The organism is Mastigocoleus testarum BC008 (genome assembly GCF_001456025.1).
Classification (GTDB): domain Bacteria; phylum Cyanobacteriota; class Cyanobacteriia; order Cyanobacteriales; family Nostocaceae; genus Mastigocoleus; species Mastigocoleus testarum.
The window spans coordinates 95,422-108,274 of sequence record NZ_LMTZ01000104.1 but is presented as its reverse complement, the minus strand read 5'-3'; the positions used below and the strand labels follow the sequence as shown (position 1 = coordinate 108,274).

At 37.5% G+C, this 12,853-nt stretch carries 10 protein-coding genes; all 10 read left to right on the top strand.

Annotated elements, in window-relative coordinates; translation table 11 throughout:
* The first annotated feature begins 519 nt into the window (after positions 1 to 519).
* The 10 genes from hemE (at position 520) to proB (ending at position 12,610) form a co-directional block, all read left to right on the top strand.
* Entirely contained in the window at positions 520 to 1,572 is a 1,053-nt protein-coding gene (gene hemE, locus BC008_RS24750) for a uroporphyrinogen decarboxylase (protein WP_027846507.1), read from the top strand.
* 150 nt (positions 1,573 to 1,722) lie between these two features.
* Positions 1,723 to 2,679 carry an NAD-dependent epimerase/dehydratase family protein gene (locus BC008_RS24745; RefSeq protein ID WP_027846506.1) on the top strand — a complete coding sequence of 319 codons (957 nt, stop codon included), beginning with the start codon at positions 1,723 to 1,725 and terminating at the stop codon, positions 2,677 to 2,679.
* A 627-nt stretch (positions 2,680 to 3,306) separates the two neighbouring features.
* Positions 3,307 to 4,887, top strand: a complete 1,581-nt coding sequence (locus BC008_RS24740; RefSeq protein ID WP_027846505.1) for a B12-binding domain-containing radical SAM protein — start codon at positions 3,307 to 3,309, stop codon at positions 4,885 to 4,887.
* A 509-nt stretch (positions 4,888 to 5,396) separates the two neighbouring features.
* A complete protein-coding gene (locus BC008_RS24735; RefSeq protein ID WP_027843351.1) occupies positions 5,397 to 5,597 on the top strand; it encodes a hypothetical protein in 201 nt (66 codons plus the stop codon).
* Between the two features lie 866 nt (positions 5,598 to 6,463).
* Positions 6,464 to 7,738: a GNAT family N-acetyltransferase gene (locus BC008_RS24730; protein WP_036265448.1), complete on the top strand. Its 1,275-nt coding sequence runs from the start codon at positions 6,464 to 6,466 to the stop codon at positions 7,736 to 7,738.
* A gap of 148 nt (positions 7,739 to 7,886) precedes the next feature.
* A complete protein-coding gene (gene ruvX, locus BC008_RS24725; RefSeq protein WP_027843349.1) occupies positions 7,887 to 8,306 on the top strand; it encodes a Holliday junction resolvase RuvX in 420 nt (139 codons plus the stop codon).
* Positions 8,307 to 8,487: 181 nt separating this feature from the next.
* A complete protein-coding gene (locus BC008_RS24720) occupies positions 8,488 to 9,060 on the top strand; it encodes a DUF3727 domain-containing protein (protein WP_027843348.1) in 573 nt (190 codons plus the stop codon).
* Positions 9,061 to 9,184: 124 nt separating this feature from the next.
* Complete coding sequence (mltG, locus tag BC008_RS24715; protein WP_027843347.1) at positions 9,185 to 10,246, top strand: endolytic transglycosylase MltG; 1,062 nt, start codon at positions 9,185 to 9,187, stop codon at positions 10,244 to 10,246.
* 214 nt (positions 10,247 to 10,460) lie between these two features.
* Positions 10,461 to 11,000, top strand: a complete 540-nt coding sequence (locus BC008_RS24710; protein ID WP_027843346.1) for a YqeG family HAD IIIA-type phosphatase — start codon at positions 10,461 to 10,463, stop codon at positions 10,998 to 11,000.
* Between the two features lie 500 nt (positions 11,001 to 11,500).
* Positions 11,501 to 12,610 carry a glutamate 5-kinase gene (gene proB / locus BC008_RS24705; protein WP_027843345.1) on the top strand — a complete coding sequence of 370 codons (1,110 nt, stop codon included), beginning with the start codon at positions 11,501 to 11,503 and terminating at the stop codon, positions 12,608 to 12,610.
* Positions 12,611 to 12,853 lie beyond the last annotated feature (243 nt).

Sequence of the window (12,853 nt, the reverse complement as noted above, 5' to 3'; positions counted from 1 at the left end):
CAGTGGCGGTTAGCGCAGCGTTACGTTAGTAATAGGCAAGAAGTTTTAGTTTTTATACCAGGTTTTTCCTTCTGCCCTCTGCCCTTGCACGCAGCAAGCTGAACGTACTTCTGCCTTCCGCCGAAGGCGGATAAAAACACTATGTCCAGTTTAAAAGCTATACAAAGGTGCTTTCCTCAGAGAACATAAATTTGATGCTCAAGTTGATGAAAAGCATTAATTTTTCTTACGATATCAACTTCATTAAGGGCATTTTTCAAAGTATTTTTCAGTGCTTTAAGGGATAAGTGACCATTAGTAGCTGTGCTTTAACTCTAATCTACAAACACATAATGTGTGACAAATATAGCTGTTTGCAAGACATTGAGTAAATAATCAGTGGAAAATAACGAGGGAGCAGTAACAAATCATTAATAAAAATTGGCAAATATCAAATAAAAATTGACAAATAACAAAGTTGATTCCCTGGATGATAAGCTAAAAATTGCAAAAAAAGAGTCATTTAGGGTGAAGTATTAAATGGTAGTTTCCTCAACTGTTCCTCATCTCCTGCGGGCTACTCGTGGTGAAGCTTTAGAACGTCCTCCCGTATGGATGATGCGACAGGCGGGACGATATATGAAAGCTTATCGACAATTAAGAGAAAAGTACCCTTCATTTCGCCAACGTTCGGAAATTCCGGAAGTAGCGATTGAAATTTCTTTGCAACCTTGGAAAGCTTTTCAGCCAGACGGGGTCATTATGTTTTCTGATATCGTCACCCCCTTACCTGGTTTGGGGATTGAAATGGATATTGCTGAAGGTAAAGGTCCAGTCATTACTTCGCCTATTCGTACCCAAGCCCAAGTGGATCAATTGTATCCTTTAGAGCCAGAAGAATCATTACCTTTTATCAAAACTATTTTACAGACTTTGCGTCAAGAAGTTGGCGATCAATCCACAGTTTTAGGTTTTGTTGGTGCTCCTTGGACTTTAGCTGCTTACTCTATTGAAGGTAAGGGCTCTAAGACCTATTCCACGATTAAAAGCATGGCGTTTTCTGAGCCTTCCATGCTGCATCAGTTCCTAGGAAAAATTGCCGATTCTATTGCTACTTACATTTGTTATCAAATTGATTGTGGCGCTCAAGTGGTACAAATGTTTGACTCTTGGGCTGGTCAATTAAGTCCTCAAGATTATGAAACTTTTGCTTTACCATATCAGCAACGGGTATTTAAGAAAGTAAAAGAAACCCATCCCGATACACCATTAATTTTGCTAGTGACCGGTAGCGGTGGTTTGCTAGAAAAAATGGCAAAATCAGGTGCTGACATTATTACCGTAGATTGGTCGGTAGATATGGCTGATGCTAGACGAAGATTGGGTACAAACTTGGGAGTTCAAGGAAATCTCGACCCCGGCGTACTTTATGGTTCTAAAGAATTTATTCGCGATCGCATTATCGATACGGTTCGCAAAGCTGGTAATCAAGGACATATCTTGAATTTGGGACATGGTGTTTTACCAGATACCCCAGAAGAAAATGTTGCTTATTTCTTTGAAACCGCTAAAAATTTGAGTGGAATACATTAATCTTTCCCTGAAATTCAGTTGTCACTCATTACTTTTTAAGTGTGACTGGTTCAAGGAAAATGAGATTCTTCTCAAATTGTAGTTGTTAGTTGTTGGAATAACCATACAAAATATTTCACAATAACTAACAACAAAAACAAAACAGTTTTTATGACTCAAAAAAGAATTTTGGTGACCGGTGCGAGTGGTTGTGTTGGTCACTACATTAGCGAAACATTAATTCAAGATACTAATCACGAACTATATCTACTTGTAAGAAATCCCCAAAAACTAAAAGTTGATACCCAAGCGCGTCCGGGGGTTACAGTTATTCAAGGCGATATGCAAAACATTGATGCTTTCGCCGATTTACTTCCAACTATTGATGTTGCTGTTTTGACTGCGACTGCATGGGGTGGAGAAGCTACTTATGATATCAATGTAACTAAAACTGTAAAGTTAATAGAACTGTTAGATCCAGAACGCTGCGAACAGGTAATTTATTTTTCTACAGCTAGCGTACTAGACTCCAAAAACCAAGCCCTCAAGGAAGCAGGAGAACTTGGTACAGATTACATTCGTTCTAAATATCAGTGTTTGGAGCAAATGAATCAAGTACCTGTGGCAGATAAAATAACCAAAGTATTTCCAACTTTTGTTTTGGGAGGCGATCGCAACAAACCATACTCCCACCTGACATCCGGTATTCCTGAAGTTACCAAATATATCGATCTAATTCGTTTTTTACAGGCTGACGGTAGCTTTCACTTCATCCATGGGAAAGATATAGCCACCGTTATCCGACATTTAATTGAAAATCCTCCGAAAGAAGGGGAACCTCGTTATTTAGTTTTGGGTCAACAGAGGTTAACTGCTAACCAAGCAGTAGAGGAATTATGCAGCTATTTCAATAAAAAGATTTGGTTCCGTATTCCTCTTTCCCTTCCCTTAGCCAACGTATTGATTGCTGTTTTCCGCATCCAAATGGCTGCTTGGGATAGATTTTGTATGAACTATCGACATTTTAGTTATGAAAAAGTTGTGAATCCAACTATTTTTGGCTTACCTAATTATTGTGCCACCATGGAGGATGTTTTAAAAATTAGTGGAGTAAAAAAACCGAATTAGATTTATTTTCTTGGGTCTCAATTATCTAGAATTAATTTTGTAGATATCAAGTTTTTTCAAGAATATATCTTCAGAAATATACATATATGTAGAGACATAAAATATTCATTGTTACCATATGTCTCTGCGTTATACTCCACCTATAAGACATATGAAGTGACCGGAAAATATTCTCTTGTCCGCAAATACGCACCCTGCAATAATTTTATTTGTGATTTATAACTATTTTTGTGACTTATAACTACTTTCTCAAAAATTATTATGTATGACCAATATATGAATTTCTATTATCTTTATTCAAAAAATATAGCACCAAAAAATATATTAAGTGCTAACATAAATCAAAGTTGGTAAATATTTGTAAGGTTCAAGATTTATCAGGATTACATCTGTAAGATTAAAATTTGTAAGATTAAAATTTGTAAGATTAAAATTCGTAAGATTAAAATTTACAATCTTATGAATTGCAATACTGAATGATTCCCATACTTCAACCCATTATATTTTTTTTGAAATAGATAATTTATATTTATTAAATATATATTTATTAAAAATAAAGACCTTAGAAGTAAAGAATCTTAAAAGCCAAATATTAAAACATAAAGTGTGAGGAGTTAAAGAATTCTGATGCGAATTTTATTAGTGTATCCTCTATTTCCAAAAACATTTTGGTCCTATGAAAAGATTCTAGATTTAGTTGACCGCAAAGTTTTACTACCACCCTTAGGTTTAGTAACAGTAGCTGCAATTTTGCCGCAGGAGTGGGAATTTAAGTTAGTAGATCGTAATATTCGTTCGGTAACAGAAGAAGAATGGGCTTGGGCAGATATAGTAATTTTATCTGCAATGATTGTGCAAAAGCAGGATTTACTTGATCAAATCAAAGAAGCCAAACGCCATGGTAAATTAGTTGCGGTTGGTGGACCTTATCCAACTTCTGTACCCCAAGAAGCTCAAAAAGTAGGAGCAGACTTTCTCATTCTCGATGAAGGAGAAATCACTCTACCAATGTTTATTCAAGCAGTCCAAGAAGGTAAAACATCGGGGGTTTTCCGCGCTACAGAGAAACCAGATGTGACTACCACACCCATACCCCGGTTTGATTTACTAGAATTTGACGCTTATGACATGATGTCGGTGCAGTTTTCTCGTGGTTGTCCCTTCCAGTGCGAATTCTGCGACATTATTGTCTTATATGGACGCAAACCCCGAACTAAAACCCCTGCACAACTCCTTGCAGAATTGGATCGTCTCTATGAATTGGGTTGGCGACGTGGTGTTTTTATGGTGGATGATAACTTTATTGGTAATAAACGCAACGTTAAGTTATTACTCAAAGAGTTAAAAGGATGGATGGCTGAACATCAATATCCTTTCCGCTTTGATACCGAAGCATCCGTTGACTTAGCGCAAGATCCAGAACTGATGGAATTAATGGTTGAATGTGGTTTCGCTGCTGTATTTTTAGGGATTGAAACACCAGACGAAGACAGTTTACAGTTAACTAAAAAATTTCAAAATACCCGTAGTTCTCTTACCGATGCGGTACAAACCATTATTAAATCTGGTCTGCGTCCCATGGCTGGATTTATCATTGGGTTTGATAATGAGAAAAGCGGAGCAGGCGATCGCATTGTTCGTTTCGCAGAACAAGCAGCAATTCCCTCCACAACCTTCGCCATGTTACAAGCACTTCCCAATACTGCACTTTGGCATCGTTTGAGCAAAGAGGGAAGACTACGCAGCGAGAAAGATGGTAATATCAATCAAACAACTTTAATGAATTTTATTCCTACTCGCCCCTTAGAAGATATTGGTAGGGAATACATTGAGGCATTTTGTAAGCTGTACGATCCAGTAAATTATTTAGACCGTACCTATCGTTGTTTTCTGATGATGGGCAAACCAAGCTGGAAAGCACCAGCCAAGATGCCAGAATGGAAAGTAGTGAAAGCATTTTTGATTATTCTTTGGCGACAAGGTATCAAGCGTCCAACTCGCTGGAAATTTTGGCATCATTTGTTCAGCATTCTCAAGCATAATCCAGGAGTTGCAGAACATTACCTTGCAACCTGCGCTCATAACGAGCATTTCTTAGAATATCGTCAAATAGTGCGCGAGGAAATAGAATCTCAACTAGCTGAATACTTGGCGCAAGGTGTGGAAAAACCATATGTTGCACCTGCGAAAGCTAAAGCAGTAGTTTAGTTCATTATTGGAGTCTACTCTACGACTCCTAACTCCTGACTCCTGACTTCTGATGATTTATGATGACTTCTGACTTCTGACTCCTGACCCCTGACTTCTGACTCCTGACCCCTGACCCCTGACTCCTGACTTCTGACTCCTGACTCCTGACTTCTGACTCCTGACTTCTGACTCCTGATCCCTGACTCCTGACCCCTGACCCCTGACTCCTGACTTCTGACTCCTGACTTCTGACTCCTGATCCCTGACTCCTGACCCCTGACTTCTGACTCCTGATCCCTGACTCCTGACCCCTGACTTATGACTCCTGACTCCTGACCCCTGACTCCTGACCCCTGACTCCTGATCCCTGACTCCTGACCCCTGACTTCTGACTCCTGACTCCTGACTCTCCTTAATTCTTCTTTACAAACCTCACCATAAGCATTACAGTTCTTTGCAAATTAGTTGGGTAAGTAGCCACCGCATGATAACTTTTTATAAAGTCGACTAAAGGAGAACTAATGGTAATGGAATCAAATTCTATCGTGAGCCAAGACGCAGAACGTGAAGATATCAGCGAATATGTTGCTCATTTGCAGCTTCATATGACTCTCCAAGCTCGTAATCTGGTTCCAAGCCTAAATCCTAAAAACCAAGACAGTCGTGAAGAGTTACTCCATCAAACGCAAGCTAATTTTGAAAAGTTAATCTCTCGACAAGTAATATAATCGAAGTATAAATATATTAATATATTCATTCAAATATTTTAAAATATTTTAAAATTTTCAGATTTTAGAGCAGATTTTGTTGTCTTACCTTTGCCGGTAATAATTAACAAATCTGCTTTTAGATTTTAGCGTTTAAGATTTAGCTATTTGAGATTGACAATTTGAACCTGAAAAATTATACTGGCGGGGCGGTAGCACCTTTTTTTGTTGATTATCGAGTAAAAACACTGTTTTCTGATTCAAACATTTTTATCCCAACAAAGTATTAGTAACAGTTTGTGGTAACCTATAATAAAAAGTTAAATGTTTATAACAATAGCCATAGCAAAAGTAAAAAATACTCATAGTAACAGTGAAAGATAGAGATTTGAAAAATTGAGTTCGAGAAAATAAGTTTGAAAAATTAAAAGTTTGAAAAATTAAGTTCGAAGCATTGAGTTGTAAAAGTTAAGCTTGAAAAGTGAACTCGAACACTTGAATTCACAGATTTTTGAAATCACAAAATTTTAAACTCACAAAAATTTGAACTCACAAAAATTTGAACTTGAAAACTTAAACTCGAAAATTTGAACTTTAAAATTTAAACCAGAAAATTTAAACCAGAAAATTAAAGAAATCAGGCTTTAGAGGTTTATATCTAAAAATTGAATAAAATGGGCGATAAAGCACGAAAATTTAGTTCTATGCTCGATCGCATGATTCCTTACTCTTAAGCAGAATTATTAAAATATCCACACTATAATGTAACGTGTTGGTGTGAGATTGTGTCACTAAAATCACTCTTTTGGGTCAGTGGTAACTAGCTCAAAGCCTTTAAAATTATAAGGGGAATATATTCCCAGCAACGGTAGTAAATTTAATGCTGAATAGCGGCTCGAATGAAAATGACTTCATTTCTACCTCGGAACCTCAGCGTTGTCATCCGTCCTCTGCAATACCGGGACTTGGATGGTATTGAACGCTTAACACAAGAGTCGTTTGCAGCTTCTTCGGAAAAAGAAGCTGAGATCGCTATGCAGCAGATGCATTGGTTGCGTCGCTGGTTTGGTTTTCTCAAATTTCTGAGTTGGTTCCCCAATCCTTTACAATACCGGTTTTGTGCTTACGTCGCAGAGCAGGGAAGAACCTTACTGGGAATAGTTCAAGTTTCGCCATTTAACAAAACTCGCAGCACATGGCGTGTTGACAAAGTAATGTTGAATCGTGCATTTGAAAAACAAGCAGTTGGTTCGCAGTTATTACGTCACTGCTTTGAATCAATCTTGGAAGCAAGAACTTGGATTTTAGAAGTAAATGTTAATGACAAACAAGCATTAGCTTTATATCGACAAAATGGTTTTCAACGTCTTGCTGAATTGACCTATTGGGAAATTTCTCCAGATTCTCTGGCTGAATTAGCTAAAAATGAGCCAGATTTGCCCAATTTGTTGCCAGTCAGTAATGCTGATGCTCAATTGTTATATCAATTAGATACCCAGTCAATGCCTCCTTTGGTCAGACAGGTATTTGACCGCCAAACTTGTGATTTTAAGACTAGTTTATTCAGCGCTTTAACAAATGCGATTGCGCAGTGGATCAACCGGAGTGAAGTGGTTAGTGGTTATGTTTTTGAACCGCAAAGAAAAGCCGCAATTGGTTATTTTCAACTGAAAATAGATCGCAAAGGTGAAGAAAGTAACGTCGCACATCTAATCGTTCATCCAGCTTACACTTGGCTATATCCAGAGTTGTTGTCCCAGTTAGCTCGAATCACCCAAGATTTTCCCCAACAACCTTTGCAACTATCAACTGCAGATTATTTGTCGGAGGGAGAAGAATATCTAGAACACATTGGAGCAAACCGAATCGAGCATACCTTAATTATGTCTCGTTCCGTATGGCATAAAGTGAGAGAATCCAAATTTGTATCTCTAGAAGGTATTCAATTACCGGAAGTTTTGCAGGGTTTACAACCAGCACGCAAACCAATACCGGGTGGGATGTCTTGGAAAGCTCATCAGCAAATTTCTACCCAAGGGAAGCGATCTCCTAAAACTTCTTCTTCAGAAAATATATCTTTACCTCAACATAAATGTAATTTAGAAATATCTAATAATAAGGAACCAATAGACAAATCCCAGGAGAAATCTGGTGGAAATTGATCCCCACAACCAACCAGAAAATCAATCGAATCGAGGAGAGATTTCTAAAGAAGAAATTTCTGAAGAAAAAAAATCTGAAGAACAAACTTATAGGAAAAAAAATAATTCAGAACAAGTAACTTTTTCCCACAAGCAAGGGTCAAACTCATTGGTTTTGGCTCTTGCTTTAGATGTTGGTCGAAAAAGAATCGGTGTCGCAGGATGCGATCGCACCGGTTTAATCGCAACTGGACTCACGACAATTGAGAGAACATCTTTCGAACGAGACGTAGAACAAATCCGTCAATTAGTTCAACAAAGACAAATTAATGTGTTAGTAGTTGGGCTACCATATTCCATGGATGGTTCCTTAGGATTTCAAGCTCGTCAAGTCAAGAAATTTGCTTACAGAGTAGGAAAAGCACTAGAATTACCGATTGAATATGTTGATGAACGATTAACTTCTTATCAAGCGGAACAATTAATAATTGCGGAAAAACGTTCTCCGTCCCGCAATAAAGGTTTAATTGACCGTAAAGCAGCATCTTTAATCTTACAACGATGGTTAGATGCTAGAGTAAAAACTTGATAATAAGCTATTTAAGTTAGTAACATATCAGCTAAGTTATCATTGCTTGGAAATGATATTCTGAATTTTGTCGACTAGCATTGAATCTGTATCGAAAATTATTTAGTTAGCATCATCGCTTATTGAATAGTTCAACGATTCTCAGAGACCGCTGGTTGTTTTATAATCTCACAACACGGCTATGTTTCCCCCTCCATTTCCAGAAGAAAATGAGAATAATAATCTGACAACAGTTACTTTGACAGATGACAAGAATCGGTCACTTGAGTGTTATGTCGAAAATTCTCTAAGTGTTGATGGTCAAGAGTATGTTTTACTTCTCCCCGTCGATTCTCCCGTAGAAATTTTTGCTTGGCAAGGTGAAGAGGAAGAAGAAGAACCTGTATTCATCGAAGATGACGCAATTCTTGAGGAAATATTTAACACCGCTCAAGCTGTACTATCTGAGTACGACTTAGTGTTAAAACATACTGCTTATGCTCTAACAGTTGCTGGTGAATTACCTCCATTTGAAGAATCAGAAATCACCATTTTAGAAATTGAAGATGAAGAAGCGGATTTAGAACCCGAGCAATTACAGCTTCTAGCTGGCTTCTATCATGAAGAGCAAGAGTATAGAATTTACACGCCAGTAGATCCGCTGTTGTTCTTCGCACGAGTATCAAAAAACGGTAAACCAGAATTACTTTCTCCGGAAGAATTTCGCCAAGTTCAACCTTATTTGGAAGAACATCTATTTGACGAAGTCGAATAATAAAAATTAAATGAGTGAATTCAATGATTAAAAATTGAAAATTAGAATGAAAATTTTAGTTTTCGGTTTTTAATTTTTTTAATGGTTAATTTTTTTTAAGTGATTAATTTTTTTTAGTGAATTTATGATTTTAAAGAAAAAAAATTGGTCGCGATTAGTATTGTTTGGATTACCGTTAACTTTGGTAATTTTTATTTTGCAAAGTTTTATTTGGTGGACAAGGGTTAGTTCCCCCGTTCGCTCTATAGGGAGTAATGCAGAACCACTGCAAATAAAAATTCTTCCTGGAACTGCGATCCAGCAAATAGGTAACAAACTTACAGAAGTGGGATTAATTCGTTCCCAGTTAGCATGGGATTTATGGGCGAAATATTTAAATTTTCAAGATCCCCAAGGTGGTTTTAAAGCGGGAACTTACAAAATATCCCCTTCATTATCCTTACCAGATATCGCCGCAAAAATTTGGCAAGGTGATGTTGTTCAATATTCCTTTACCATACCAGAAGGCTGGTCTCTGCAACAAATGGCGGTTTTTTTTGAAAAACAAGGTTTTTTTCCCGCTCAAGATTTTTTGCAAGCTGCAGCAAAAGTTGACCGTAAGAGGTATCCTTGGTTACCTGCAGATATTCCTTTCTTAGAAGGTTTTTTATATCCCGACTCTTATAACTTCGATCCCAATAGTATTACTCCCGAAGCTGCAGTTACAAAAATGTTGCAACGATTTGAGCAAGTTGCATTACCCGTATATCAAGAAGCAAGTAATAATACTTCTCTGAGCTTAAAAAATTGGGTAACTCTCGCTAGTATCGTTGAAAAAGAAGCAGTAGTTACAAAAGAAAGACGGTTAATTGCTGGTGTATTTACTTCCCGATTGCGGATCGGTATGCCTTTACAGAGCGATCCAACTGTAGAATATGGTTTAGGTATTCGCCAAACAGCAGATCGACCCCTTACCTTTGCCCAAGTAAGAACAGCATCTCCCTATAATACTTATATTAATGCTGGCTTTCCTCCTACACCAATCGCCTCACCTGGGTTAGCAAGTTTGAAAGCAACATTGGATCCCCAGAAAACTGATTATCTTTACTTCGTTGCTCGTTATGACGGTACCCACATATTCAGTCGTACCTTACCAGAACATCAAGCTGCTGTGAAGCAAATCCGCAAACAAAGACAAAAAAGGTAAATCTCTTTATCATCTTCCCTATTTATAAAGTGGTATCATTTCAGCCTATGAGCCTAATAAACGCGTAATATTCGTAGACTTGTTATTATTTTTAATTCCGGGTAATTAAACAGACACTAATTTAGTAATTAACAACTATTAATTACCGGATATCCCTGAAAATAAAAGAGTCCGAAGGATATTTATTTTCTAGTTTCGATTTTGAGTTTTGATAATGACTTGGAGTAATCTTTTACAGCCCGACTTAATTTTACAAAATTCGGTTTTAGAATTGACACCAGACACAATCCGGAAATATGGACTTAAAGGTCTGATATTAGACGTTGATGAAACCCTAGTACCGGTAAAAGCAGCTTCTGCTTCTGAAGAATTACAAGCATGGGTTGAAGAAATCCGTTCCTGTACATCTTTATGGTTAGTTAGTAACAATCTGAGTGAAAGTCGAATTGGTAGTATCGCCCGTTCTTTAGATTTACCCTACTATCTTGGAGCTGCAAAACCATCCCGTCGCAAACTTCGAGAAGCACTCAAGGGGATGAATTTACCCGCGCAAGAAGTAGGGATGGTCGGTGATCGCTTATTTACAGATGTAATTGGTGGTAACCGTTTGGGTATGTTCACTATTTTAGTCGAACCTATCGTTAATCCTGGTGTTGCGCTGCGCAGTCATCCGATTCGCAATTTTGAAGTCTGGATTTCGGAAAGCTTGGGAGCGACCATCACTGCAAAAAACACAAATGTACATAAAACTTGAGACTACTTGAAAAAAGTAAATCTAAAGAGATAATTAAGAAATCTGTCTTTGATACAAAAATCGGGGATCATAATAGTAATAAATACCGGGTCAGCCCAAATAAAGACCCAAAAATAACAATTTTTTATACATGTAAAGTGTCAGCCTTCAGCTTATAGAAGGACTGGCATTTTGCAGTATTTGATATTGGTGATTGGTAATTGGTGATTGGTAATTGGTGATCGTTTTTAGAAGTATTAAGTTTTATTTTGAGTTTTACTTGATAACATATTTTGATATTGGAAAGTCTCAATCTAAATATTGACTACATCCCACTAAAGTCTTTTCAAAATGGCGATCGCTTTTTCTAATCAATTTATTACCCATTACCCATTACCCATTACCCATTACTTATTACTCATTACTCATTACTTATTAACAATTACCCACCATCAAAGATATGATAAATCTTGAACTGGAGATGGGATAACCAAGCAAATCTTGGTAATGCATTTTGATTGATGTCACAAACAATAGTCGTCAAAATTGGAACTTCTAGTCTTACTCAACCTGAAACGGGTAAATTGTCGCTCTCTACAATAGCGACTCTTGTAGAAACTCTTTCACAGCTAAGACAGAAAGGTAACCGTGTAATTTTAGTTTCTTCTGGAGCTGTAGGGGTTGGTTGTGGATGCTTGGGTTTAACTGAAAGACCAAAAGCGATCGCTCTCAAGCAAGCAGTCGCAGCGGTGGGACAAGGTAAGTTAATGCGGGTTTATGACGATCTATTTACGACTCTACAGCAACCTATCGCTCAAGTTTTATTGACTCGTAGTGACTTAGTGCAGCGCAGTCGTTATCTTAACGTTTACAATACCTTCAAGGAACTTTTGGGATTAGGAGTAATTCCAATTGTTAACGAAAATGACACGGTCGCCATAGATGAATTAAAGTTTGGTGATAACGACACTTTGTCTGGTTTAGTTGCAAGTTTAGTAGAAGCTGATTGGTTATTTTTACTAACTGATGTGGATCGACTTTATTCTGCAGATCCGCGTTTTGTACCCGACGCTCGACCAATTTCTTTAGTGAGTGATATTAAAGAACTGACTAGATCGCAAGTAAAAACTGGTGCTCAGGGTTCCCAATGGGGTACTGGGGGAATGGTAACAAAAATTTCTGCAGCTCGTATTGCAACTGCTGCTGGAGTTCGTACGGTAATTACAGAAGGTAAATATCCAAGAAATATCGAAAAAATTTTGCAGGGGGAAAGTATTGGTACCCACTTTGAGCCTCGTCCAGAAACAACTTCGGCTCGAAAACGCTGGATTGCTTACGGTTTAGTTCCATCAGGGAAGTTATATTTAGATGCTGGTGCAGTCCGAGCAATTTCTACTGGAGGTAAGTCTTTACTAGCTGCTGGAATTGCTGAAGTTGAAGGTGAATTTGATACTCAAGAAGCGGTACTTTTATCTGATCGCGATGGTAATGAAATTGCCAGAGGATTAGTTAATTACAACAGTGTTGAGTTACAAAAAATTCAAGGTTTCCGTTCCGGTGATATTCGAGAAATTTTAGGTTATGAAGGTGCTGAAACGGTGATTCACCGAGATAACTTAGTGTTGATTTAAGATTGGAAATCAGTTCCCTCCACAACAATCAAATGTGAGTCTTGTATCCTTACTTTCAGACATGAGACAGTAGTAGACTTATGAGTTACATATTTTTTGCTTGGAAGCCTAGTAAAAATTACTTCGATTTTGTTCACTTTTCTGTAAATTAATACACCTAAATTCAGCATCTTTGTCATATGGATTAATGGATCGCATAACCATAATGGATAACTTGACACCTCACTTATTTCGACTATTATA

Excerpts from the sequence above, each read along its gene's own strand:
- mltG (WP_027843347.1), top strand. The coding sequence starts at position 9,185 with ATGATTTTAAAGAAAAAAAATTGGTCGCGATTAGTATTGTTTGGATTA.
- BC008_RS24740 (WP_027846505.1), top strand. The coding sequence starts at position 3,307 with ATGCGAATTTTATTAGTGTATCCTCTATTTCCAAAAACATTTTGGTCC.
- hemE (WP_027846507.1), top strand. The coding sequence starts at position 520 with ATGGTAGTTTCCTCAACTGTTCCTCATCTCCTGCGGGCTACTCGTGGT.
- BC008_RS24720 (WP_027843348.1), top strand. The coding sequence starts at position 8,488 with ATGTTTCCCCCTCCATTTCCAGAAGAAAATGAGAATAATAATCTGACA.
- BC008_RS24735 (WP_027843351.1), top strand. The coding sequence starts at position 5,397 with ATGGAATCAAATTCTATCGTGAGCCAAGACGCAGAACGTGAAGATATC.
- proB (WP_027843345.1), top strand. The coding sequence starts at position 11,501 with ATGTCACAAACAATAGTCGTCAAAATTGGAACTTCTAGTCTTACTCAA.
- BC008_RS24710 (WP_027843346.1), top strand. The coding sequence starts at position 10,461 with ATGACTTGGAGTAATCTTTTACAGCCCGACTTAATTTTACAAAATTCG.
- BC008_RS24745 (WP_027846506.1), top strand. The coding sequence starts at position 1,723 with ATGACTCAAAAAAGAATTTTGGTGACCGGTGCGAGTGGTTGTGTTGGT.